We start from the raw sequence: 24,689 nt of genomic DNA on the forward strand, positions 1-24,689 counted from the left end.
AGGGCGCGCCATGCCACGCAAAGCCGATGCCTCACTGCCGCAGATGGAGCTGGAACAGCAGCGCGACGCCACGCCAGGCTTCGAGCCGAAAGGCAGTTTTGGCTTCATCCGCTACCTGGAGCACGGCTTTCCGAATTCGCTGGTGCGCTGGCATTACCACGACGAGTATGAACTGCACCTGATCGTCGAAAGCAGCGGCAAGGTCTTTGTCGGCGACTACATCGGCCAGTTCACGCCCGGCCACCTGGTGCTGACGGGACCGCGCGTGCCGCACAACTGGGTCTCGCTCGACACGCCGCCGGAAGGCGTGGCATTGCGCGACATGGTGGTCCAGTTTTCGCATGCGCCGCTGGCGTCGATGGCCACCGCCATTCCCGAATTGAAGGATATTTTTCCGCTGCTGCAGCGCGCCTTGCACGGCGTGGAATTTTTTGGCGTCAGCGAACAGTCGCTGCGGCGTTTCCAGCGCATCCGCGACAGCAATGGCCTGCCGCGCTTCATCGAATTTTTGACACTGCTGGGCGAACTGGCGCAGACCAGCGATTACCAGCTGCTGTCGACGGTGCCGATGCAGTCGAGCGACGACGACGTGGCCCTGGCGCGCATCAGTTCGGCCATCAACTTCATCGTGCACAATTACAGCAGCCAGTTTTCGCTGAAACAGCTGGCCGAGCAGGTGGACATGCCCGAGCGGACGTTTTCGCGTTTTTTTCGCAGCGCCACGGGCAACAGCTTTACGGACTTCGTCAACCGCCTGCGCATCAACAAGGCGTGCCAGCTGCTGATGGAGACCGAGCGCTATGTCAGCAACATCTGCTACGAGGCGGGATTCAATAACGTGGCCAATTTCAACCGGCGCTTCCTGGAATTGAAGGGCATGACGCCGAAGGAGTTTCGCCAGCAGGCGCTGGGCCGTTTTGGCGCCTGAGGCTTTTTGAGGTACATTGGATGGCACAGGCGGGGACAGCCTGGGAGAGACAAGCATGGAACACCTATGGCAGAAGGACAGCGAGCGCAAGGCGCCCGAGCTGGAACGGGAAAGCTATGATGGCATCATCAATTACCTGGAACACGGCTATCCCAGCTCGCGCGTGCGCTGGCACTGTCACGAGGAATATGAGCTGCACCTGATCGTCGCCACCAGCGGACGATTGTTCGTGGGCGACTATATCGGCGAATTCTCGCCTGGCCACCTGGTGCTGACGGGCCCGCGATTGCCGCACAACTGGATTTCCAACGTGATGCCCGAAGGCGGCGTGGCCTTGCGCGACATGATCGTGCAATTTGCCCATGCGCCGCTGGCCGGTGCCGCGCGCGTCATCCCCGAACTGCGCGAACTGCTGCCGCTGCTCGAGCGCTCCAGCTATGGCGTGGAGTTTTTCGACATGGGCCACGAGGCCGAGCAGCACCTGGCGCGCATCCGCGCCACGCATGGCGCCGAACGCTTCGCCGAATTCGTCCAGCTGATGAGCAAGCTGGCGCGCACGGCCAATTACCGTTTGCTGTCGACCGCCTCCCTGCGCTCGTACGACGATGACGCCACCCTGGCCAAGGTCAACTCCGTCCTCAACTACATCACGGACAATTACCGCGAGCCGATTTCGGCGGAAATGCTGGCCGATCAGGTGGGCATGTCGCTGAGTAAGTTCTCGCGCTTCTTCCGCAAGGCGACGGGTAACAGCTTCACGGATTTCATCAGCCGCCTGCGCATCAACAAGGCGTGCCAGTTGCTGATGGATACGGATCACTATGTGTCGAACGTCTGTTACGACGTGGGTTTCCAGAACGTGGCCAATTTCAACCGCCGCTTCTTGCAGGTGAAGGGCGTCACGCCCAAGGAATTCCGGCGCCAGGCAGATGGCCGCTTTGGCGGCATCGGCGGGCCCGTGGCGGATATGCCACAGGCCTGACGACTGTCACGGGCTTGTCACTTTGACTGGTTATGCTCCACGGTTATCCCACCCACCTTAGCCGAGGAATGCATGAACACTGCTGTAACGTCGATCCCGAAACTGACCCTGTTGGCCATCGCCGCCGGCCTGACCCTGGCCGCGTGCGGCGGCAGCGACAATCCGCCGGCGGAGCCTTCCAAGCCCGTGGCGCAGACGGGCGTGTTCCTCGATGGCGCGGTGGAAGGACTCGATTACGTGGCGGGCAGCGCGGCCAAGGCCAGCACCAATGCCAAGGGCGAATTCATGTGCAACCCGGGCGATACTGTCGCCTTCAGCGTGGGCGGCCTGGCCCTGGGTTCGGCGCCATGCGGCGCCGTCGTCACGCCGCTGGCGCTGGCCGCCAGCACCAACGTGGCGGACGACAAGGTCGTCAACCGCCTGCTGGCGCTGCAATTGCTCGATGACGACAGCGATCCGTCGAACGGCATCAAGCTGACGGCCGAAGTGAAGGCGGCGCTGGCCGGCAAGACGCTGGACTTTGCCGCCGCCCCGGCCGGCTTCAACGCGGCGCTGGCCGCGCACCTGGCAGCGGTGGGCGGGAAATTCGCCGGCCGCACGGTCGATGCGGAGCGCCGCGCCCTCGTGCGCGAGCATTTCGAAGACACCCTGGCCTCGAAAGCGGGCGCGCCCGTCAACGAGGCGCTGACGCAAGCCAATCCGGTTGGCGAAGTGAAAGTCACCGTGACGCGCTACCAGATACAGGCGGCCGATAAATTCTATGTGCCGTACGAAGGCGCCAACGCCAAGATCAAGAGCGAATTCCCGAACGGCTTCCTGCCGTCGTACGGCTCGGGCCTGGCTTACAAGGGCAAGAATGCGGCCGGCGACCTGGAATTCTATGGCTTGACGGACCGCGGCCCGAACGGCGACGGCCCGCTGGTGCCCGATCCATCAGGCAAGGGCACCATCGGCAGCAAAATCTTCCCTTCGCCCAGCTTCACGCCTTCGTTCGGGGTACTCACGGTGGGCAAGAACGGCGCCGTGCTGGCGTCGAGCACGCCCATCAAGGTGTCGGCCACCGTCAACAGCTCGGGCTTGCCCGTGCCCGTGGGCGCGGTCGGCAATTCGGCCGAGATTCCCGTCATGGATGCGATGAAGTTCGATGCAGCCGGCAAGGCTGTCTTCAACGCGGGCGGCCTCGATTCGGAAGCCATCGTCGTCGATGCGAAGCGCAATGCGCTGTGGGTCTCGGACGAATACGGCCCCTTCATCATCAAGATTGATGCGGCCACCGGCATCATCCAGGCCAAGTACGAACCGGGCAAGGGCTTGCCAACCCTGTTCGCCAAGCGCCGCGCGAACCGCGGCATGGAGGGCATGACCTTAGATACGAGCAACGACAAGCTGTACGCCTTCCTGCAAAGCCCCCTGTCCGACGGCACCGCGCCATACACGGTGACGAAGAAGAATGAGCAGGTCGAGCGCTTCGCCCGCTTCACGCGCTGGATCGAATTCGACCCGGTGACGGGCACCAGCGGCAAGATGTTCGCCTATCCGCTGAATGCGGCCGACTACCAGGATGGCCGCACGGGCAACGCCAAGCTGGGCGACATGGTGGCGCTGGGCGGCGGCAAGTTCCTCGTCATCGAGCAGGGCGCCGCACCGTCGGGCAAGGTGTTCAATAAATTGATGCTGGTCGAATTGAAGGGCGCCACGGACATTGCGGCCGCTGCCTTCAACGCGACGACCTCGGACCTGGAAAAAAGCAGCATGGGCGGCGCGGCCGTGAATGGCGCCGACTGGGCGGCCGTCACGCCGCTGAAGAAAACCCTGCTGCTGGACTTGAATGCCATCGGCTGGGCGGCGGAAAAGGCGGAAGGCCTGACCCTGATCGACGACTCCACCATCGCGCTGGCCAACGACAACGACTTCGGCCTGAAGACGAAGATCTTTGACGCGAACGGCGTGGAAGTGGCGGATGCCGACGTGACCAAGTGCACGGTCGATGCCAGCGGTACTATCGTCACCAGCGCCGCCGCCGGCTGCAATGCCGCCAACACCATCCGCGTGGCGCGCGGCGACGACCGCGAACGCCCAAGCCGCTTGTGGATCGTGAAGTTTGCCAAGGCGCTCACTGCGTATTGAACGATGGTGGATGTGTCGGATTACGCGGCGCGCGCGCCGCTAATCCGACCTATGCATGGAAAAAGCCGCGCGGTACTGGGATGCACCGTGCGGCTTTTTTGTTATGAAGAGCGAACGTAGGTCGGATTAGGCGGGGCCGCCGAGGCCAAAGGCCGTAATCCGAGATTCATCCGATTACTTCTTGGTGTAGGTATTGAGCCAGTCCAGCACCGTGTGATGCCACAGCAGCGAGTTCGCCGGTTTCAGCACCCAGTGGTTCTCGTCCGGGAAGACCAGCAGCTTGCTCGGGATGCCCTGGCGCTGCAGTGCCGTGAAGGTGCCCAGGCCTTGCGCGGTGGGGATGCGGAAATCCAGGTCGCCCTGGACCACCAGCATCGGCGTCTTCCAGTTCTTCACGAAGTTGACGGGATTGAACTGCTCGTGCTTGGCTGGCGCATCGTAGTACGGGCCGCCGTTTTCCCATTCCGTGAACCACAGCTCTTCCGTTGCGTAAGCCATGCCGCGGTTGTCGAACACGCCGTCGTGGTTGACCAGGCACTTGAAGCCGTCCGGCCAGTTACCGGCGATCCAGTTCATCATGTAGCCGCCGTACGACGCGCCCAGCGCGCAGCTGCGCTCGCGGTCCAGCCACGGGAACTTCTTGGTGGCCGCTTCCAGGCCCTTCTGCAAGTCGACCAGCGGCTTGCCGCCCCAGTCGCCGCTGATGGAATCCGTGAATTTCTGGCCATAGCCGGTCGAACCGTGGAAGTCGATGAAGACGGTGGCGTAGCCGGCGCCCGCATACACTTGCGGGTTCCAGCGGTAGCTCCAGCTATTGCCAAAGCTGCCTTGCGGGCCGCCGTGCACCAAAAAGGCGACCGGATACTTTTCGCCGGCCTTGGCGTTCCACGGCTTCATCACGTGGCCGTAGACGGTTTCGCCATTCGCGCCCGCGAACGAGAACTGTTCATATTCGCCGAAACGCACGTCGGCCAGGGCCGCCGCATTCTGCTTCGTCAGCTGGACCATCGGCGCGTTTTCCGACTTCGCGTCGAGCTTGCGCGTGTACAGCTGCGCGCCCGAGGCCAGGTTGGCTTGCGCCAGCACGATGGTATTGCCGCGCACGTCGAAGTCGCCCACGGCGCCCTTGCCCGTCAGCGCAGCGACCTTGCCGCTGGCCGCGTCGATGTGGAACAGGCGGTGCTGGCCCACGTCATCGGCGGCGACGAGGAAAGCCTTGCTGTCAGGCGTCCAGCGGAAGTCGGCCACGGAACGGTCCCAGTCGTCGGCCACGGTGCGCTTCTTGCCGGTGGCGACATCCATCAGCACCAGGTGGAAACGGTCTGCTTCGAAGCCAGGCTTTGTCATGGCGACATAGGCCAGGGTGCGGCCATCGGGCGAGTAGGTGGCTTTGGCATCCCAGGCCGGATTGTCGGCGGTGAGATTGCGCGGCGCCTGGCCGCCGGCGGCAGGAATCGTGTAGACGTCGAAGTTGGTCGACCACGATTCCGTGCGGCCGGCCACGCGCACGGAGAAGGCTACCGTCTTGCCGTCCGGGCTGAAGTGGTATTCGCCATTGTCGCCGAACGGTTTCGATGGGGCGTCGCCGTCGAGGGTGCCGCTCAGGCTCACGGGCGCGGCGCTGACCTTGCCGGTGGCGTCGATCGGCGCCGAGTACAGCGCATTGCGGCGGCCATCGGCCCAGGTATCCCAGTGGCGCACGAACATCTGGTCGTAGACCATGCCGGTCGCCTTGTTTTTCGCTTTTTCATCGAGGCGCTTCTTCGTGCAGGCGATGTCCGCGCAATCGAGGAAGACGCCCATGCTGAAGGCCAGGCGGTCGCCCTGCGGCGACAAGCGGTAGGTGTCGACATCCAGCGCCAGGTCGGTGACCTTGGCCGCTTCGCCGCCGGTCAGGGGCAGTTGCCACACTTGCGAGGAGCCGGAGCGGCCGGACAGGAAGTAGATGGCGTCGCCGTTCGGCGACCATTGCGGGTCGCTGGCGCTGGCATCGCCGCGCGTGAGCTGGCGCGGCGCCGCGTTCGGCGCGCGCAGGTCGATCATCCACAGCTGCGTGTTGCCGCGGTTTTTGTCCAGGTTGGTGGTGCGCACCGTGTAGACGACGCGCGTGGCGTCCGGCGACAGCACGGGGCTGCCCACCCGTTCCATGGCCACCATGTCTTCCACGGTGAAACCGCGCGGCGCGGCCAGGGCCGGCACGGCGGCGGTGGTGGCCATGGCGGCACTGAATGCTCCCAAGAGCAGCAGACGTAAACTCATTCAAACTCCCGATTCTTATGACGACGTTATCGATATGGTATTGACGTGGCCGGCTGTACCGCCGGCAGCCCGACATCATAGCAATAAAGACGCGCTTGCTGCGGGAGTTGACCGCCGGTTAGCCGGCCGGCAGTGCCAGTTGGTCGAGCGCCACATGGCCCAGGAAGCCGCCCTGGCTGGCGGCCGGCAAGCCCGCCTCGATGGCGTGGGCAAAGCGGATGCCGGGGTCTTGTTCCAGCGCGGCCAGCAGGCGCGCCACGTGCGGATAATCGGCCAGGCTGGCCAGCTGCAGCGGTTCGGCCCAGCGCGCCGTGGCGGCCAGGTAGGCGTCGGCGATGGTCGGTGCCGTGTCCGAGGCCAGCCAGGCGCGGCCGGCGAGCAGGCGCTCCAGGTGCGCCAGGCTTTTGCTCACCTTGTCGACGGCCATCTCGCGCCACACGGCTGCGCGCGCATCTTCCGGTGCCGCGCGCGATGCCTGGAAGGCCGGCATGAAGGCGGCGTGAAACGTCGTGTGCAGGAAAGAGAGCACGCTGTTCAGGCGGTCGTATTGCGGCGTGCCTTGCGCAAAGCACAGGCCTGTGTGCGGAGCGCGGGCGGCGATGTGCAGCAGGATCGCCATGCTTTCCAGCAGCGGCACGCCCGCGTGCGTGAGCAGGACCGGCGTCTGGCCCAGCGGATTGATGGCGAGAAAGGCCGGATGCTGCTTGCTGGCCGGGTCGCGCGCTTCCACGCGGGCAAGTTGGTACGGCAGGCCGCTCCATTCGAGGGCGGCGATGGCGGCAAACGAGCAGCCGAACGGCACGCTGTAGATCAGGGTGGTTTCCATGCTGGAGCTCCGGTGAGAGGAAAGAAGGGGAGTCTAATCGTGATGGTTCCTATTTGGAAGAAGGCAGAATAATGTGATATAGGTACATTTTTTATACCGAGTGGGAAGCCAACCATGAAAGACAATGTCTCCGGCTGCGCCGTGGAAGAAGCCATGCGACTGCTGGGCGGGCGCTGGCGCATCGTGCTGCTCAGCTATCTGATGGCGGGGCCGAAGCGCTTCAGCGAAATCCGCCGCGCCGTGCCGAATATCTCGCAGCGCATGCTGACCCTGGACTTGCGCGCGCTGGAAGAGGCGGGCTTGCTGACGCGCACGATCTACGCGGAAGTGCCCGTGAAGGTCGAGTACCAACTGACGGACGAGGGTCTGCGCTTGCGCGAGCTGGTCGAAATGCTGCGAACCATTGGCTTGCGGCTGCGCGGACAGGCGGACGCGGGCGGGGCCTTTCTCGCACCCGATGCCGTGGATAATTCCCTATAGAAACAGCTGATTTGATGCAAAGTGCTAGACTGCCGGCCTTTGATCACTACTCTCGACACCCATGCGCCTGACTTCCCTCGCCCTGACCGCCGCCGCCCTGTTTGCCGCCTTGCCGGCCCAGGCGGCCACCATGCCGACGCTCGAACAAATCCACGCCGCCGTGCAGGCGGGCGTAGCCAAGACCCAAGCCAGGATGCAATCGACTGTGCCGGTACCGATCGCCGTCAAGGTGACCAGCTTGACCGGCTGTCAGGATTCGCAGGAAGTGCCGGGCGAAGTGGTGTGCCTGGTCGCCATGAGCGCCGGCATGCGCGATGCTTTCATGGTGCTGCCGCTGCGTAACGAGAACGGTAGCTGGGTGGGCGTCGAGCGCAAGGACGCCAAGTTCGCGGGACCGTCGCCGGCCGAGGCGCAAGCCATGATCCGAAGCTGGGCCAAGGACGAAGTGGCGCGCAATCCGGAAGCGGCCAAGGATGTGCAGATGCAGGAAGCGCAGAGCACCATGCAGGTCAAGGCCATCAACGAGTGCGAGGTCAGGCGCAAGACGGGCTATCTCGTATGCGATACGGAATTGAGCGTGCCGAGCCGTCCGGAAGGCATCAAGACGGAACTGACCTTCATGCTGGAAAGCACCGGCTGGCGCTACGTGCCCCGCTAAACGCCGCCCTGTTTGCCGCCGGGACAGTCACGCTGTTCCGGCATCGCTCCCGCCATTCCCCAGCGGCCACGCCGCCATCTGCAATCTTTGCAGATTCGCAAGGCAATTTCGCCAGTAAAAATTGCCCATTTAAATTAATAATTAAATATTAAAATTAATGTATCGATGCGGACTGCCGCCGGCGCGGCGTTGTCCGGCGTTTTGCTTCTTTCCCGCTCCCGCACGGGCTACAGCCAAGGATACGACCATGCGACTCAATCTTCCCGTCAGTGATACCGAGATCAACCTGAGCGATACCGAGACCATCGTCTCGACTACCGACTTGCAAGGCAATATCACGTATGCGAACCCGTATTTCATCGCCGTCAGCGGCTACAGCGCGGAAGAATTGATCGGCGCGCCGCAAAATATCCTGCGCCATCCGGACATGCCGGTCGAAGCGTTCGCCGATTTCTGGGCCACCATCCGCTCGGGCCGCTCGTGGAGCGGCATGGTGAAAAATCGTTGCAAGAATGGCGATTACTACTGGGTGCTGGCGAACGTGACGCCGGTGGTGGAAGACGGCGTGGCCGTCGGCTACATGTCCGTGCGCACCAAGCCCACGCGCCAGCAGGTGGCGCAAGCGTCCGCCCTGTACGCGCGCATCAAGGCGGGGCAGGCCGATGGCATCGTCATCAGCCAGGGCGCTGCCGTGCGGACTGGCTGGCTGGCCGGGCTGGCCAGCTTGCGCGACCTGCCGCTGGGCAAGCGCATCGGCTGGAATTTGGGCTTGCTGAGCCTGGTATTGCTGCTGCAACTGGCGTGGAATGCGGGGGCGTTGCCGGCCGGCGCGGGCGGCTGGCTGACGGGCCTGTCCGTGGTGGCCCTGTGCGCGAGCTTGTATTTCTGGCACAGCTTGCACCGTGCCGTGCTGCAACCCTTGCAGCGGGCGCGCCAGGCCTGCGACGTGATGGCGGGCGGCGACCTGACGGGCGAGCTCGACACCACACGGCGTGACGAAATGGGGCAGTTGCTGCGCTCGCTGCGCCAGTTGCGCGTGAACCTGCATTCCATCGTTGGCGACGTGCGCGGCAATTTCTTGCGCATCAGTATGGCCAGCCAGGAAATCGCGGCCGGCAATATGGACTTGTCGGGCCGCACGGAAGCGCAGGCGTCGGCCCTGCAGCAGACGGCGTCGAGCATGGAGCAACTGGCGGCCACGGTGCAGCAAAACAGCGGCAACGCCGTGCAGGCCAGCGACATGGCGGGCAAGGTCCACGGCCTGGCAGGGCGCGGCGGCGAGATCGTCGGCCAGATGGTCAACATGATGGCGGACATCGACGCATCATCGAAGAAGATCGGCGACATCACGGGCATCATCGAAGGCATCGCCTTCCAGACGAATATCCTGGCCCTGAACGCGGCCGTGGAAGCGGCGCGCGCGGGCGACCAGGGGCGCGGCTTTGCCGTGGTGGCGGGCGAAGTGCGCAGCCTGGCGCACCGCAGCGCGGCGGCGGCGACGGAAATCAAGCAATTGATCACGGCGTCGCTGGCGCAGGTGCAGGCGGGCGCGAAGCTGGCGCAGCAGGCGGGCGCCAGCAGCGCCGAAATGCTGGGTGCCGTGCAGGGCGTGCATGGCATCATGGAAGAGATCGCCTCGGCTTCGCGCGAGCAAAGCCACGGCATCGGCCAGGTCAACATGGCCGTCACGCAGATGGATGAAGTGACGCAGCAGAACGCGGCGCTGGTCGAGGAATCGGCGGCCGCCTCGGCCTCGCTGCAAGACCAGACCTTGCAGCTGGAGCAGGCGATGGCCCTGTTCAAGCTGGAGCGGCGGCGCGGCGGCCCGGCTACGCCCGTGCGGGCGCCGGAGCGTCGCGTCGCCACCGCGCTACAGCAGCCGCTCTGACAGCGCCTTGAAGGGAACCTTGGGGACGAGAAAGGCGAACGGCTTCGAGACGGGTGGCAACTGCCCCAGCAAGCCGCAGTCGGCGCGCAAGGCCGTCAGCGCTTGCACTTGATCCACATCAACGGGCAAGTCGATTTCGCCGAAGACCAGCTTGCCGTTGCGCGGCACGTGCGCAATGGCCGCATCCTGGCAAGCGAGGAAGGCGACGGCGTCGCGCCAGTTGCTGAACAGCGCTTGCCAGTCGGCATCGAGGGTATGGTCGGTCACGATGTCCGCCTGCACGTCCAGCGATGGCGCGCTGCCGGCGCCGCCTGCAATGCTGCAGCGGGCTTGCGTGGGCGTAACTTCCAGCGTCATGCCGTCGGCCAGGTGGGTCGGCAGGATGTCGCTGAACAGCCGCGTGCCAAGTGCATGCGGCAAGCTGTCCATGATGTTTTTCAAAAAGTACACGCAGGGCACGGCCGGCGCGCCTGGAGGCGTGTGGTCCAGGTACAGGCGCCAGTTGCTTTGCAGGGGCGATGGCAGCAGCTTGCGCAGCGGACCCGGCAGGGCCGGACCGAAATGCCCGTGACGGTAGGTCAGCACGGTAAATGGCGTCTTGCCGTCGCGCTCCCACAAGGTTGCGCCGGCGGGCAGCAGTTGCTGCGCGGCAGCGGCGTCGACCAGCCAGCTCACGTAGACGACGTCGCGCACGTCGCTGTGCAGGGTCAGGAAGGGCAGGCGCGACATGACGGCCTGGCGCAGGTTGGCGAAACGCGTGGAATTGGCGAGCGCCGCAAACAGGCGCCCCGGCCAGCCCGTGCGTGGGTGGCGGTAAGTGTTGTCTTGCAATTGGGAACTTTCAGATGCGGTGGATGCAGGCGGACGGCGCCGCCTGCCGGAGACGCTACGTCTTATTGCATGTGCCAGCCGTGACTCACTACTATTGACTGGCCGCTCAGGGCGTTCGACGGGAACGCCGCCAGGAACACGGCCGTTTGCGCCACGTCGTGCGTCGTGGTGAATTCGCCGTCGATGGTGTCTTTCAGCATGACTTTCTTGATCACGTCTTCTTCGCTGATGTTGAGCTGGGCCGCCTGTTCGGGGATTTGCTTGTCGACCAGCGGCGTGCGCACGAAGCCGGGGCAGATGACGTTGGCGCGGATGCCGTCTTTCGCACCTTCCTTGGCCACCACCTTGGCCAGACCCAGCAAGCCGTGCTTGGCGGCCACGTAGGCGCTCTTGAATGGCGAGCCTTCGTGCGAGTGCACGGAACCCATGTAGATGATGGCGCCGCCGCGGCCGGCCTTGATCATTTCGCGCATGCAGGCGCGCGTGGTGAGGAAGGCGCCGTCCATGTGAATGGCCAGCATCTTTTTCCATTGATCGAACGGGTAGTCGACGACGGGGCTGATGATCTGGATGCCCGCATTGCTGATCAGGATATCGATGCCGCCGAAGTGGGCCGCCGCATCCGCCACGCCCTTGTCGACTTGTTCTTCGCTGGAGACATCCATGGCGACGGCAAACGCCTGGCCGCCCGACTGCTTGATTTCCTCGGCCGTCTTGCTGGCCGCTTCCAGGGCCAGGTCGGCGATGACGACCTTGGCGCCTTGTTTCGCGTATTCGATGGCCATTTCCTTGCCGATACCACTGGCGGCGCCGGTAATCAGTGCGACTTTATCTTTGAGTTGCATATTAATCCTTTGCATTGCGGGTTGGAGTGATCGTGGAAAACCTGACTGCGCCAGTATAGCGAGAAAACGGGCCGCGCATGCCCCGCGCACGCCTAAGGGGCTTGCTGCTTGTCAAGCCGCTTGTCAAGCATTTCCTGTAGCCGCCAGGCGCCGGGATTGGTGCCCGCCCAGGTGCGAAACGCGTGATTGAACGCGCTTTGTTCCTGGTAGCCGAGCAGGAAGGCGATGTCGACCAGCGACAAATCCGGCTCGCGCAGATAGTCGCGCGCCAGGCCGTACCTGGCCTGGTCCAGCACGGCCTGGAAGCTGGTGCCCGCGTCGGCCAGCTTGCGCTGCAAGGTGCGCGGCGTGACAGCCAGGGCGGCGGCAACGGCGGCCAGCCGCGCCGATCCCTGGCGCAAACCCGCCACGATGGCCGCGTGCACTTGCGCGTCGATGGCGCCGCCAGTGTCTGTTTCAGCTTCGCGCAGCGCCAGCAATTGTTCCGCATGCTGGCACAGCACGGGGTACAGGCTGACGTCGGCGTTCGGCACGGGCCAGTCCAGCAATTGCGCATCGAAGGTGGCCGTGTTGGCGGGGGCGTTGAAGGCGGGCAGGCTGCCCAGCACGCGTAGGTATTCGTCGCGGTGCGCCGCGTGGCGCAGCAGGTCGCCGCCGCCATCGTGGCTGAACGCCAGTTGGGCCGGCGGCAGCGGCATGCCCGCCAGCCAGTCGCCGCAGACGCGAATGCCGGCAAAGACGCTGTCGACCAGGTGCCGGCTGGCGCCCGGATAGTTGCTGGTCCAGCGGTAATGGGCGACGGCGCCATCGCGCTGCAGGGTCGAGCGGCCCAGGTCGTGCGCCAGCCGTTCATAGCGGGCCGTCTGTTCCAGCGCCTGGCCCACGTTGCTGCAACTGAGCAAAATCAAGCCATATGCGCTGTAGGTGCCCATGCGCACGCGCTGTCCCACGTGCAGGCCGAAATGCGCATCGCCCGCCAGCTGCGCGCCCGCATCGAGCAGGCGCACATAGTCGCGCGCGGCGAGGCTGGGCGCGGATGCTTCCAGGCTGTGCGGCGCCACGCCGGCCGCCTGCGCCAGGCTGGCAGGCGCGATGCCGTGCGCGCCGGCCGCTTCGAGCAGCGGCTGCAGATAGGCGCCGGCGACCCGGCCGTCAGTACTTGTCATGATGGAACAATGCGATTGTCATGAAAAACCAATACCCTTCGTCTGTGGCGGCATATGCTATTGATCTAGCAAGAAAATCAGGCAAGAACAGTATAGCAAGCCGCCGTGGCGCGCAACTGGCCGAACACAGGGGATATCGATGCAACGCTGGAATGGCTGGGGGGACGAGAGCATCACGTATGCGCTGAGCGAGGATGCGCTGGCTTTCTTGCGCGCGCGCCTGGGACCGGGCAGCGCCGTTGTCGACGCCACCTTCGACGATGCCTGTGCGCAAGTGCCCGCTTCGCGCCTGGCGCCGCATCCGCTGATCGACACCCAGCCTGCCACGCGCGTGCGCCATGCGCTCGGTCAAAGCCTGCCCGACTGGTTTAAATTACGCCATGGCCGCATCGGCGCAGTGCCCGATGGCGTGGCCTTTCCCGACAGCACGCTGCAGGTGCGCCAGCTGCTCGCGTATGCGCGCCAGGCGTGCGTGGCCGTGATTCCCCACGGTGGCGGCACCAGCGTGGCCGGGCATTTGACGGTGGCGGCGGGGCCGCGTCCCGTGCTGGCGCTCAGCCTCGGGCGCCTGTGCGCGCTGGGCCACCTGGACCGCGAGGCGCAGCTGGCCACGTTCGGCGCGGGTGTGTACGGCCCCGACCTGGAAGCGCAGCTGCGCGCACACGGCTACACCCTGGGCCACTACCCGCAGTCGTTCGAGTACTCGACCCTGGGCGGCTGGATCGCCACGCGCTCGTCGGGCCAGCAATCCTTGCGCTATGGCCGCATCGAGCAGCTGTTCGCGGGCGGCGAAGTGGAAACGCCGGCCGGCACCCTGAGCATCCCCACGTTTCCCGCTTCGGCGGCCGGCATCGACCTGCGCGAAATGGTGCTCGGCTCCGAGGGCCGGCTGGGCATCTTGACGCAGGCGACGGTGCGCGTCTCGCCGCTGCCCCCTTATGAAGCATTCCACGCCGTGTTTTTCACCGACTGGGGCCAGGCGCAGGAGGCCGTGCGGGCGCTGGCCCAGTCGCGCCTTCCTCTATGCCTGCTGCGCCTGTCGAATGCGTTGGAAACGCAAACCATGCTGACCCTGGCCGGGCACAAGAAACTGGTGGGACTATTGGAGCGCTATTTGTCCCTGCGCGGCTGCGGCGAGGGAAAATGCATGCTGATGGTGGGCGTCAGCGGAGAAGAAAAACCGGCGCGCGCGGCCCTGCGCGGCGCCCTGGCGCTGGCGCGGCGGCACAAGGGCGTGCACGTGGGACGCCACATGGGCGACAAGTGGAAGCAGGGGCGCTTTCGCAACGTCTACCTGCGCAACGGCGCCTGGGAACACGGCTATGTCATCGATACGGTGGAAACGGCCGTCGACTGGCCGCGCGTCACGGCGATGATGGCGGCGCTGGAGCAGGCGGGCGCCAATGCGCTGGCGCAGCATGGCGAGCAGGTGCACGCCTACACGCATTTGTCGCACGTGTATGCGCAGGGGGCCAGCGTCTACACCACGTATGTGTACCGGCTGGCGCCGACCTTTGAAGACAACATGGCGCGCTGGCGTACCTTGAAAGACGCGGCCAGCGCGGCCATCGTCGCCAACGGCGGCACCATCAGCCACCAGCATGGCGTGGGCACGGACCACGCGCCCTGGCTGGCGGCGGAAAAGGGAGAACTGGGCATCGCCGCCATGCGCGCGCTGCTGCGCCAGTTCGACCCGCAAGGCATGATGAACCCCGGCAAACTGCTGCCTGACGCCGGAGGCCCATCGTGAACAGGGGGGATTTGCCTGGGATCCTGGCGCGCGAGTGGGATATCTTGATCGTCGGCGGTGGTATCACGGGCGCCGGCATCCTGCTGGAAGCGGCGCGGCGCGGCTTGAAGGCGTTGCTGGTGGAGCAGCGCGATTTCGCCTGGGGCACTTCGAGCCGCTCCTCGAAGCTGGTGCACGGCGGCTTGCGCTACCTGAAGCAGGGCCAGTTCGCGATGACGCGCGAGTCGGTGCATGAGCGGCAAGCCTTGCTGACGGATGCGGCGGGGCTGGTCGAACCGCAGGGTTTTGCCTTTGGCGACTACACGGGCAGGAAGCCGGGGCGGCGCCAGTTCATGCTGGGCCTGGCCATCTATGACGTGATGGCGGGGCGGCGCGCGCGCCGCTATGTCGATGCGTCCGACTTTGCCATGCTGGCGCCGCACATCCGGCGCGACGGCCTGCAGGGCGGCATGCTGTACCAGGACGCCAAGACGGACGATGCGCGCCTGGTGCTGCGCGTGCTGCAGGAGGCGCGCCGCCATGGCGGCGTGGCCGTCAATTACCTGGGCGTGGCATCGCTGCTGCATGACGACGGCAAGGTCGCCGGCGCCACGTTGAACGATGCGCTCGATGGCACGGTATCCACCGTGCGCGCGCGCCTGGTGATCAGCGCCACGGGCGCCTGGGCCGACGCCTTGCGCGGCCAGGTGGGAGAAAAGCCGAAACTGCGGCCCCTGCGCGGCAGCCATCTGCTGCTGCCCGCCTGGCGTTTGCCGCTGGCGCAAGCCGTCAGCCTGATGCATCCGCACGACGGCCGTCCCGTGTTTGCGTATCCGTGGGAGGGCGTGACCCTGGTGGGCACCACCGATGTCGACCATGGCGCCAGCCTGGACCTGGAGCCGGCCATCACGCGCGGCGAACTCGCATATCTGCTGGCCGCATTGCAGTGGCAGTTCCCGCAGCTGGCGCTGGGCGAAGGCGACGTGCTGGCCACGTTTGCCGGCGTGCGTCCCGTGATCGGCAGCGGCCAGCTTGACCCGTCGAAGGAAGCGCGCGAACATGCGCTATGGCTGGAAAACGGCTTGCTGACGGTAGCGGGCGGCAAGCTGACGACGTTCCGCGTGATCGCCCTCGACGCCTTGCGCCGCGCGGCCCCGCTGCTGCCGGGCTGGCAGGCGGATTTGCGCCCCTTGCCGATTTTTGACGCCACGCCGCCCTTGTCGGGCAAGGCCCTGGCGCTCGACGGCGAGCAGCGCGAGCGCCTGCTGGGCCGTCATGGCGCGGCCGCGCAGGCGCTGTGCGATGCGGCGCAGGATGGCGAACTGGCGCCGATTCCCGGCACGCAGACCCTGTGGGCGCAGCTGCGCTGGGGCGCGCGCATGGAAGACGTGCAGCACCTGGATGACTTGCTGCTGCGGCGCACGCGCCTCGGTTTGCAGCTGGCTGGCGGCGCGCTTGCTATCATGCCGCGCCTGCGTGCCATCTGCCAGCATGAACTGGGCTGGGATGACGCGCGCTGGGAGGAAGAGCGGCAGCGTTACCTTGCCCTGTGGCGCCGCCATTACAGCGTGCCGCAAGGCGCATGAAGCAACGATAAAAACTATAAAAGAGGAGAACATCATCGAGACCACCCTGTTTGGCCAGTCCCTGGCGCTGGGCGACGCCCGCATCACTTACGACAGCCTGTCGCCGCTGGACTTGCGCCAGCCCGTGGATGTCCTCGCCGACGATCTGGGCGAAGACCTGCTGCAAATCACGTGCGCGAATGGCGACATCGTCGATGTGGGCTGGTATCCGGCATGGAGCGAGCAGGGACGCTTGCGCGTGGTGGCCGTGCGGGGACAGGACTGGGAAGCGCCCGTGTTCAGCGCGCAGCCTGACAAGGATCCGCAGGCGCTGCTGCAAGCGTTGCGCGCCGCGCTGGCCAGCGTGGCATAAGCCATGGCTTCCCTGGCGGACGATGGTCCGTATATCCTCTCCATCGATAATGGCACGCAAAGCGTGCGCGCGCTGCTGTTCGACCGGGACGGCAAGCTGGCGGCCAAGGCGCAAGTGTTCCTGGAAGCGTACTATTCCGACCACCCCGGCTGGGCCGAGCATGACGCCGACGGCTACTGGCAAGCCGTGTGCGAAGCATGCCAGCAGCTGTGGCGTGGCACGGACATCAATAGATCCTCGGTGGCCGGCGTGGCCGTGACCACGCAGCGCGGCACGGTCGTCAATGTGGATGAGGAGGGGCAGCCTTTGCGGCCCGCCATCACCTGGCTGGACCAGCGCAGCACGCGCGACATCCCGCAACTGGCGCCATGGTGGCGCGCCGCCTTCCGCGCCACGCGCCTCGATGGCACGATCGCGTACTTCCGCCGCGAGGCCGAGATCAACTGGATCAGCGCGCACCAGCCCGACATCTGGCGCCGCACGCACAAATTCCTGCTGTTGTCGGGTTTCTTGAACCATCGCCTCTGCGGACGCTACGTCGATTCGACCGGCTCGCAAGTGGCGTACATCCCGTTCGACTACAAGCGCCATGCGTGGGCCGGGCGCTTCGACTGGAAGTGGCAGGCGCTGGCGATCAAGCGCTCCATGCTGCCCGAGCTGGTGACGCCGGGCACGCGCATGGGCGCCATCACGGCATCCGCCGCCGCGGCGACGGGCATCCCGGAAGGTACGCCCTTGCTGGCGGCGGCCGCCGACAAGGCGTGCGAAGTGCTGGGCGCCGGCTGCGTCGAACCCCACGTGGCGTGCCTGAGCTACGGCACCACGGCCACGATCAACACGACCAACCGCAAGTACGTGGAAGTGACGCGCTTCATTCCGCCGTATCCGGCCGCCATGCCGGGCGCCTACAGCACGGAAGTGCAGATCTTCCGCGGCTACTGGATGGTCAACTGGTTCAAGGAGCAGTTCGGCGACCGCGAGCGGGCGGCCGCCGCCGAAGACGGCACGGGCCTGTCCGCCGAAGCGCTGTTCGACCGCCTGGTCGACGCCGTGCCGCCCGGATCGATGGGCCTGATGCTGCAGCCATACTGGAGTCCCGGCATCAAGGTGCCGGGCCCGGAAGCGAAGGGCGCCATGATCGGCTTTGGCGACGTGCACACGCGCGCGCACATCTACCGCGCCATCCTCGAAGGCCTCGCGTATGCGCTGCGCGAAGGCAAGGAGCGCATCGAGCAGCGCAGCGGCATCGCCATCACGGAGCTGCGCATCGCGGGCGGCGGTTCGCAAAGCGATGCGGCCATGCAGCTGACGGCCGACATCTTCGGCTTGCCGGCCGCGCGCGCCCACGTGTATGAAAGTTCGGGCCTGGGCGCGGCCATCGCCGCCGCCGTGGGCCTGGGCTGGCATGCGGACTTTCCCGCCGCCGTGCAGGCGATGACGCGCAAGGGCAAGGTATTCCAGCCGCATCCCGAGCACCGCAAGATCTACGAACAGCTGTACCGGCGCGTGTACCGCAAGATGTATGCGCGGCTGCAGCCCCTGTACCGCGAGATCGCCGACATCACAGGCTACCCGGAATAACTACGCATTAAATCGTATTGCGAATCATTCGCATTTTGATATATGATGTGTTCCGCATTTCACTAAGGCAACTTATTCCGGTGACTGCAATGCGCCGCCGGCCATGCGCCGGCGGCGTGTCCGCGCGGGCAGAGTTTCGCCGCAACGCTTCCTTCAACGCCGCCGCTTGATCGTGCACCGCCTTCCTCTGCCCCAGCATTTTTTCATTTCAGAAGCATCAAGCAGTAAGCAAACCCAGGCAAGGATAGCGATGAAGAGCAGCAAAAATGGATTGACCCCGCTGGCCGCCGCGCTGGCGCTGGCATTGGGCGGCGCGCACGGCCATGCGTGGGCGGTGGCAATGGCCGACAAGGCCGACAAGGCTGACGCCATGCAGATGCCCGCCATCAGCGTGTTTGGCGACGCCATCAGCGCCGGCACGGCCGGCCGTTCGTACATCAACAGCGCCGATATCGAACGCCAGCAGGCCGACAATGTCGCGTCCTTGCTCGACACCTTGCCTGGCGTGGACCTGGCCGGCACGGCACGTCCCAGCGGCCAGAGTCTCAATATCTGGGGCTTCAATAAAGTCCAGGACGTGAAAGTAATCCTCGACGGCGTGCCCAAGGGCTTTGAAAAATACCGCCAGGGTTCCATCTTCATCGAGCCGGAATTGATCAAGCAGATCGAAGTGAACAAGGGCGCGCATACGAGCTTGTACGGCAATGGCGGCTTCGGCGGCGTCATCACGGTCGAGACCAAGGATGCGCAAGACTTGCTGGAAGGCGGCGAGAAAGTGGGCGCCATGCTCAAGTACTCGCGTCATTCGAACAATGCGGAAAACGACGCCACCGTGGCCGTCTACGGCCGCACGGAAGATGGCCGCTTCGATGCGATGGCCTTCACCACGCAGCGCAAGTCCGACGATTTGCGCAAACCCGATGGCAAGCCATTCCGCTTTTCCGCCATCGACGCGCCATCGAGCCTGGCCAAGCTGAATATCCGTTTGACGCCGGAACAGCTCTTGACCCTGACGGCGATGAAGAGCGGCAGCACGGGCTGGGGCCCGTTCGCCGCCATGGGCGAGGACGTGCCCACGCCAACCGAGGCGGAGATCCGCAAGTACGGACTGGAAGAAGCGTGGCAGCGCAAGGCCGTATACCGCGACCAGGACGACGATACGTATTCCGTGAAGTGGCAGTACGCGCCGCAGGACAATCCATGGATCAAGCTGACGGCCAGCGCCGGCTATTCGCACACGGACCAGCATGACAAGCGCCTGCCGTCCGCTTCGCTGGGCTCCTACCTGGGATCCCTGGGCAACGAGAGCTGGGCCTCGTACGTGGACCGCATTGCGGAGGTGCGCAACGAAAGCGTGTTTACGACGGGGGCCATTTCGCACGTGCTGCTAACGGGCCTGCAATGGCACAAGAACGTGCGCGACACCCTGATGTACTACCCGTCGTCGACGGCGCTGAAGGATCCCAGCTACAACTACGGCTACTTCCAGCCCTACTACATGCCGGCCGGGCGCCAGGAAACCACGGGCCTGTATCTGCAGGATGCGATGACGTATGGCGACCTGACGGTGACGGCGGCGCTGCGCCACGACCGGGTCGTTTCCGAGGGCGTGCCGAACAAGGCGTCGCGCTACAACAGCCCGCTGGCGGCGGCTGGCCACGACTTCAGCGAAAAGGCGCACGAGGACTGGTCTCCCCGCCTGGGCCTGTTCTGGAAGGCGTCGGGCAGCGTGGCGCTGTTCGGCGACTTGAGCCGCACCTGGCGCGCGCCGACGATCGACGAGATGTATTCGAACGAATACTATGTGTCGTCCAGGCTCGGTTCATCGACACCGGGCACCAGCCGCGACCTGGCCGTCGAGCGGGTGACGGCCGTGCGCACGGGCGTCATGCTGCACCGGCAGAACGTATTCATGGAGCGCGACGACGTGCAGCTGCGCCTGACGGCGTACCGCAACAAGGTCAGCGACAATATCGGCCCGCGCCTGGGCATCCTGATCGAAGGCTATGCGCCGGGATCGGGCAAGGTGCCGCCAGCCCTGTCGTCCTACCGCAATCTGGCCGGTTTCCGCACGCAGGGCGTGGAAGTCGAGTCCTACTACAACTCGCCGCGCCTGTTTGCCAGCGCTTCGTTGTCGAAGCAGCGCGGCACGCGCACCGGTTCCCAGCGCGACCCGTGGGGCCAGGACGAACCCGTGTCGACCATCGCGCCGGATAAATTGATGGCGGGCCTGGGTTGGCGCATGCCCGACCTCGGGGCCAGCATCGGCTGGCAGGGCCGCTTCGTGGCGAAGCAGGAGCGCGTCCTGCCGGTGGGGAATGTCTACCGCCTGCCGCCATCGAAAGGCTATGCGCTGCACACCCTGTTCGCTTCGTGGCATGGCAGGCAGGGAGTGTGGCGCGGCACGGAAGTACGCTTGACGGTCGATAATGTCTTCAACCGCAACTACATGCCGTACCTGAGTGAAGCCGTGACGGGCGTGGGGCGCAATGCGAAACTGAGTGTGTCGAGAAAGTTCTAACGTAAAACGAGCGCCTTGACCGTTTCCCAGGCCGTGCTGCCCGACTGCGTGGCGCGAACCTGATTGCGCCCCTCTTCCTTGGCCACGTACAGGGCGCGGTCGGCGGCGACGAACAGCACCTTGCGGTCGTCCAGCTGGTGCGGGTGGATGGTCGCCACGCCGATGCTGACGGTGATCCATGGCGAGGTGCCAGATCGGGGGTGCGGCAATTGCAGTGCCTCGATGTGCGCGCGGATGGCTTCGGCCAGGTGCAGGGCGCTGTCGGCATCCGTGTCGGCGAACAACAGGACGAATTCCTCGCCGCCGTAGCGGGCCGCCAGGTCGCCCGGGCGGGCGGCGTGCGAGGCGATGGCTTGCGCCACCTGCTGCAGGCAGCTGTCGCCGGCCGGGTGGCCCAGGCTGTCGTTGTACAGCTTGAAGTGGTCGACGTCGAGCACCACCAGCGACAGGGCGCCGCCGCCGCGCACGGCGCGCTGCCATTCCTTTTCCAGGAAGCTGTCGAAATGCCGGCGGTTGGCGATTTTTGTCAGCGGATCGAGGTAGGCGGCGCGCTGCAAGGCATCTTCCGACTGCTTGTGGTGCGTGATGTCGTGCAGCAGGCCGATATACAGGGGCTGGCGCAGATACATGGGCGTCAGGGTCAGGTCCATGCACAGTGTCTCGCCGTTACGGTGGCGGATCGCCACTTCGCGCGTGCCGTGGTTGTGCGCCTTCTCGGGATTGGCCGCGTACATGGCGAAGTAATCGAGGTATTCCTGCGTCACCAGGGGGCTGAGCAGTTCGCCGATGGAGCGTCCGGCCAGTTCGTTTTCGCGGTAGCCCAGGTACTGGTCGCAAGCCGGGTTGGTGTACTGGATGCGGCCATCGGCTTCGATGATCAGCAAGCCCTCGGCCATGTTGTTGACGATGGTGCGCAGGCGCTCGGCCTGTTCCTGCTGGTTTTCATTGTTGCTGCGGATCTGCAGCTGGGCGCGCACGCGCGCGCACACTTCGGCCATGCGCAGCGGCTTGCTGATGTAGTCGACGGCGCCGCAGTCGAAGCCGGCCACCACGTCTTCCGTTTCCGTCTTGGCGCTCATGAAGATGACGGGAATGCGCTGCGTCAGCGGATGCTGCTTCAGGCGGCGGCACGTTTCGATGCCGTCCATCTCCGGCATCAGCACGTCGAGCAGGATCAGGTCCGGGTGGGCGCGCTGGGCGATTGCCAGCGCCCGCTCGCCGGACGTGGCGACATAGGTTTGATAACCCTGTTCGCTCATCAGCTTGCGCAGCAGCTCAAGGTTGGCCGGCGCATCATCGACAATCAAAATGGCGGCGTTGCGCCTCTGGGAATGCTCCACACTGCCTGGACTCATTGCTTCCGGCCTTCTCGATGTACTTTGCGATGCCAGCGTTTGCTGCACTTTAAGTGATGCTGACTGGGTTCAAATCGGATACAGCGGTCAAATCATACCGCTTTGCTAATTTTTTGGGTGGAAAAATCGATGGTGCACGAGGCGGTAAAATATTATTATTTTAATATTTTTATGAATAAATACACGCAGTTGCCATCGTGAAGGCGGTTTTTAGCGGAAAAGATGCGTGCCCCCTGGCGCCGGGGGCAGCAGTGACACGCCCCGCGGCAGCGGGGCGTGAAGAGGCGAGTTACATTTTTGCGGCGATCAGTTTTCCCAGGATGGCGATGCCTTCGCGGATGCGTTCCGGCGGCACCGTCACGAATGACAGGCGCAAGGTGTGCGTTTCCGGCGTGTTCGCGTAGAACGGCGCGCCCGGCACGAAGGCGACCTTGTTGGCGATGGCTTCATCGAGCAATGTCATCGCGTCGATGTGCTTCGGCAGGGTGACCCAGATGAACATGCCGCCTTCCGGTCTGGTCCACGTAACGCCGGCCGGGAAGTGCTCTTCCAGCGCCGACAGCATGGCCTGGCACTGGTTGCCGTACAGGCTGCGGATGCTGGGGATATGGCGGTCCAGGAAGCCATCCTTGATCACTTCATGCACGACCATCTGCGTCAGCTGCGACGTGTGCAGGTCGGCCGCCTGCTTGGCCAGTTCCAGGCGGCGCACCAGCGGCATCGGCGCCACCACGTAGCCGAGGCGGATGCCCGGCGTGAGCACTTTCGAGAATGAGCCCATGTAGATCACGCCGTCCGGATTCATGTTGATCATCTTCGGATACGGCTCGCCGCTGTAGCTCAGGGCGCCGTACGGATCATCCTCGATCAGCGGCAGGCCGTGGCGGGCGCAGGTTTCCACCAGCTCCACGCGGCGCGCCACGGACAGGCTGCGTCCCGTCGGGTTCTGGAAGTTCGGCAGTGCGTACAGCAGGCGCGCGCCATCGGCGACGGGGTTGACCGACGACGGCACCAGGCCTTCGTCATCGGTGTCGACGGAAACGAATTCGGGACGGTAGACGGAAAACGCCTGCAGGGCGCCCAGGTAGCTGGGGGTTTCCACCAGAACCTTGCTGCCTTCGTCGATCAGGACCTTGCCCAGCAAGTCCAGCGCCTGCTGCGAGCCGGACGTCATCAGCACCTGTTCCGGCATGATGGTGCTGCCGTTGCTGGAGAGCGAGTCGGCGATCCACTGGCGCAGCGGCAGGTAGCCGTCGGTCGGGCCGTATTGCAGGGCCACTTTGCCATTGTTCGACAGGACCTTGTCGAAGGCGGTCTTCATTTCTTCCACGGGGAAGGTGGCGGGCGAGGGCAGGCCGCCGGCAAACGAGATGATCTCGGGACGCTGCGTGATCTTCAGGATTTCGCGGATGAACGAGCTTTGCAGCTGTTCCGCGCGTTCGGCAAAGCGCCATTGGATCGGATTCGGATTTTCAATTTTCATACGAGTCTCACAGAAGATGCCGAGCTGCGCCGGCTGGATTTGTTGGCCCGCTTGTGGCGGTGCGTGCGCAAGCGGCGCCGGATAGGCGTCGCCATGGTGCTGCGGTATTGTACGGCTTGCACGCTGCTCTGCCCATCCGCACGCGCAACGGCGTTGCAAATGGGCGTCAAGGCACTTTACTTCAGCTTGCGTCCTATGCCTACGACGGCGATCACGGCGCCGGCAAACAGCAGGCTTTCACCCGTCAACGGCTCGTTCAGCAGCACGGCCGCGCCCACCAGGGTGAGGAAAGGCTGCAGCAGCTGCGTTTGTCCCACGCGCGCCACGCCGCCCAGCGCCATGCCCCGGTACCAGAAAAAGAAGCCGATAAACATGGAAAACACGGAAATGTAGGCAAAGCCCAGCCAGGCCGCGCCGCTGGCCTGCGCCATCAGCGCGCGCTGCGGCCAGGCATTCCACAGTACCACGGGCAAGACAAAAGGCACGGCCAGCAGCAGGGCCCAGGAAATCACATGCTGGCCCGGCATCGCTTGCGCCAGGCGCCCCCCTTCGGCATAGCCGAGTGCAGCCAGCAGGACCGCGGCAAAGATCAGCCAGTCGGCCAGGTGGAAGCTGCCGCCGCCCTGGCGCAGCGCGAAGGCCACCACCAGCGCCGTGCCGAGCAGGGCCATCAGCCAGAAACCCGGCGATGGGCGTTCCTTGCCGCGCAGCACGGCAAACACGGCGGTGGCCAGCGGCAGGATGCCCACCAGCACGGCGCCATGCGAGGCGGGCAGGCTGCGCATGGCGATCGAGGTCAGCCAGGGAAAACCCAGCACGCAGCCCAGCGACACGAGCGCCAGCGGCAGCCACTGTTCGCGGCGCGGCATAGGCGCGCGCTGCTGCCATAGCCACAGGCCGGCCAGGACGGCGGCCACCAGGGCGCGGCCCAGGGCGACAAAAGTGGGGTCGAGTTCGGCCACGGCCAGCCGCGTAAAGGGCAGGGTCAGGCTGAAGAGGGCGACGGCGATCAAGCCCAGCAACAGGCCTGTGCGGTCGGCGCCGAGGCGCGGGAGGGAACTGGGGGAGGTGGTGGCGTGCGATGGCATGGCT

At 65.1% G+C, this 24,689-nt stretch carries 19 protein-coding genes; 11 read left to right on the forward strand and 8 right to left on the reverse strand.

Translation table 11 applies throughout. The annotated features are described in order from the left end of the window. The first annotated feature begins 10 nt into the window (after positions 1 to 10). The 3 genes from LSO07_RS10580 to LSO07_RS10590 all read left to right on the forward strand — a co-directional run bounded on the left by LSO07_RS10580 (position 11) and on the right by LSO07_RS10590 (position 4,037). Positions 11 to 928, forward strand: coding sequence for a helix-turn-helix domain-containing protein (locus LSO07_RS10580; protein WP_070253872.1), 918 nt, complete (start codon positions 11 to 13; stop codon positions 926 to 928). 55 nt (positions 929 to 983) lie between these two features. Further along, a complete protein-coding gene (locus LSO07_RS10585; RefSeq protein ID WP_052139843.1) occupies positions 984 to 1,910 on the forward strand; it encodes a helix-turn-helix domain-containing protein in 927 nt (308 codons plus the stop codon). Between the two features lie 72 nt (positions 1,911 to 1,982). Then, the gene (locus LSO07_RS10590; RefSeq protein WP_151093797.1) at positions 1,983 to 4,037 is read left to right on the forward strand and encodes an esterase-like activity of phytase family protein; all 2,055 of its coding nucleotides are present in this window, start codon (positions 1,983 to 1,985) and stop codon (positions 4,035 to 4,037) included. Positions 4,038 to 4,211: 174 nt separating this feature from the next. Here LSO07_RS10590 and LSO07_RS10595 read toward each other — a convergent pair whose 3' ends face one another. Both LSO07_RS10595 and LSO07_RS10600 read right to left on the reverse strand, forming a co-directional pair. Beyond that, entirely contained in the window at positions 4,212 to 6,296 is a 2,085-nt protein-coding gene (locus LSO07_RS10595; RefSeq protein WP_151093799.1) for a S9 family peptidase, read from the reverse strand. A 118-nt stretch (positions 6,297 to 6,414) separates the two neighbouring features. Continuing rightward, complete coding sequence (locus LSO07_RS10600) at positions 6,415 to 7,122, reverse strand: glutathione S-transferase family protein (RefSeq protein WP_151093801.1); 708 nt, start codon at positions 7,120 to 7,122, stop codon at positions 6,415 to 6,417. Between the two features lie 114 nt (positions 7,123 to 7,236). On the opposite strand from LSO07_RS10600, the gene LSO07_RS10605 reads away from it, so the two are divergent. The 3 genes from LSO07_RS10605 to LSO07_RS10615 all read left to right on the forward strand — a co-directional run bounded on the left by LSO07_RS10605 (position 7,237) and on the right by LSO07_RS10615 (position 10,148). Continuing rightward, positions 7,237 to 7,602, forward strand: a complete 366-nt coding sequence (locus LSO07_RS10605) for a winged helix-turn-helix transcriptional regulator (RefSeq protein WP_151093803.1) — start codon at positions 7,237 to 7,239, stop codon at positions 7,600 to 7,602. A 61-nt stretch (positions 7,603 to 7,663) separates the two neighbouring features. Then, positions 7,664 to 8,260 carry a hypothetical protein gene (locus LSO07_RS10610; protein ID WP_151093805.1) on the forward strand — a complete coding sequence of 199 codons (597 nt, stop codon included), beginning with the start codon at positions 7,664 to 7,666 and terminating at the stop codon, positions 8,258 to 8,260. Positions 8,261 to 8,507: 247 nt separating this feature from the next. Beyond that, on the forward strand, positions 8,508 to 10,148 hold the full coding sequence (locus tag LSO07_RS10615) for a methyl-accepting chemotaxis protein (protein ID WP_151093807.1): 1,641 nt from the start codon (positions 8,508 to 8,510) through the stop codon (positions 10,146 to 10,148). Here the strand turns inward: LSO07_RS10615 and LSO07_RS10620 are convergent. The 3 genes from LSO07_RS10620 to LSO07_RS10630 all read right to left on the reverse strand — a co-directional run bounded on the left by LSO07_RS10620 (position 10,131) and on the right by LSO07_RS10630 (position 12,990). Continuing rightward, positions 10,131 to 10,979 (reverse strand): DUF2071 domain-containing protein, encoded by an 849-nt coding sequence (locus LSO07_RS10620; protein ID WP_151093809.1) that lies wholly within the window; start codon positions 10,977 to 10,979, stop codon positions 10,131 to 10,133. The genes LSO07_RS10615 and LSO07_RS10620 overlap by 18 nt on opposite strands. A 62-nt stretch (positions 10,980 to 11,041) precedes the next feature. Further along, positions 11,042 to 11,824 (reverse strand): 3-hydroxybutyrate dehydrogenase, encoded by a 783-nt coding sequence (locus LSO07_RS10625; protein ID WP_151093811.1) that lies wholly within the window; start codon positions 11,822 to 11,824, stop codon positions 11,042 to 11,044. Between the two features lie 92 nt (positions 11,825 to 11,916). Beyond that, positions 11,917 to 12,990 (reverse strand): AraC family transcriptional regulator, encoded by a 1,074-nt coding sequence (locus tag LSO07_RS10630; RefSeq protein ID WP_151093813.1) that lies wholly within the window; start codon positions 12,988 to 12,990, stop codon positions 11,917 to 11,919. 139 nt (positions 12,991 to 13,129) lie between these two features. On the opposite strand from LSO07_RS10630, the gene LSO07_RS10635 reads away from it, so the two are divergent. The 5 genes from LSO07_RS10635 to LSO07_RS10655 all read left to right on the forward strand — a co-directional run bounded on the left by LSO07_RS10635 (position 13,130) and on the right by LSO07_RS10655 (position 20,759). After that, positions 13,130 to 14,740 carry an FAD-binding oxidoreductase gene (locus LSO07_RS10635; protein WP_151093816.1) on the forward strand — a complete coding sequence of 537 codons (1,611 nt, stop codon included), beginning with the start codon at positions 13,130 to 13,132 and terminating at the stop codon, positions 14,738 to 14,740. An 11-nt stretch (positions 14,741 to 14,751) separates the two neighbouring features. Then, positions 14,752 to 16,305, forward strand: coding sequence for a glycerol-3-phosphate dehydrogenase/oxidase (locus LSO07_RS10640; RefSeq protein ID WP_225317245.1), 1,554 nt, complete (start codon positions 14,752 to 14,754; stop codon positions 16,303 to 16,305). Next, positions 16,262 to 16,657 carry a hypothetical protein gene (locus LSO07_RS10645; protein ID WP_151093820.1) on the forward strand — a complete coding sequence of 132 codons (396 nt, stop codon included), beginning with the start codon at positions 16,262 to 16,264 and terminating at the stop codon, positions 16,655 to 16,657. The genes LSO07_RS10640 and LSO07_RS10645 overlap by 44 nt, the downstream gene beginning before the upstream one ends. Before the next feature lie 3 nt (positions 16,658 to 16,660). After that, positions 16,661 to 18,238, forward strand: coding sequence for an FGGY-family carbohydrate kinase (locus tag LSO07_RS10650; RefSeq protein WP_191909618.1), 1,578 nt, complete (start codon positions 16,661 to 16,663; stop codon positions 18,236 to 18,238). Positions 18,239 to 18,488: 250 nt separating this feature from the next. Then, on the forward strand, positions 18,489 to 20,759 hold the full coding sequence (locus tag LSO07_RS10655) for a TonB-dependent hemoglobin/transferrin/lactoferrin family receptor (protein WP_191909619.1): 2,271 nt from the start codon (positions 18,489 to 18,491) through the stop codon (positions 20,757 to 20,759). On the opposite strand, the gene LSO07_RS10660 is transcribed toward LSO07_RS10655, so the two are convergent. The 3 genes from LSO07_RS10660 to LSO07_RS10670 form a co-directional block, all read right to left on the reverse strand. Further along, positions 20,756 to 22,114, reverse strand: coding sequence for a diguanylate cyclase domain-containing protein (locus tag LSO07_RS10660; RefSeq protein WP_151093823.1), 1,359 nt, complete (start codon positions 22,112 to 22,114; stop codon positions 20,756 to 20,758). The two genes, LSO07_RS10655 and LSO07_RS10660, sit on opposite strands and share 4 nt — an antisense overlap. Before the next feature lie 289 nt (positions 22,115 to 22,403). Beyond that, entirely contained in the window at positions 22,404 to 23,597 is a 1,194-nt protein-coding gene (locus LSO07_RS10665; protein ID WP_070278801.1) for an aminotransferase-like domain-containing protein, read from the reverse strand. 176 nt (positions 23,598 to 23,773) lie between these two features. After that, positions 23,774 to 24,685 carry a DMT family transporter gene (locus LSO07_RS10670; protein ID WP_151093826.1) on the reverse strand — a complete coding sequence of 304 codons (912 nt, stop codon included), beginning with the start codon at positions 24,683 to 24,685 and terminating at the stop codon, positions 23,774 to 23,776. Positions 24,686 to 24,689: the final 4 nt, after the last annotated feature.

Source organism: Janthinobacterium sp. PLB04, assembly GCF_021165895.1.
GTDB classification, from domain to species: Bacteria; Pseudomonadota; Gammaproteobacteria; order Burkholderiales; family Burkholderiaceae_D; genus Janthinobacterium; species Janthinobacterium lividum.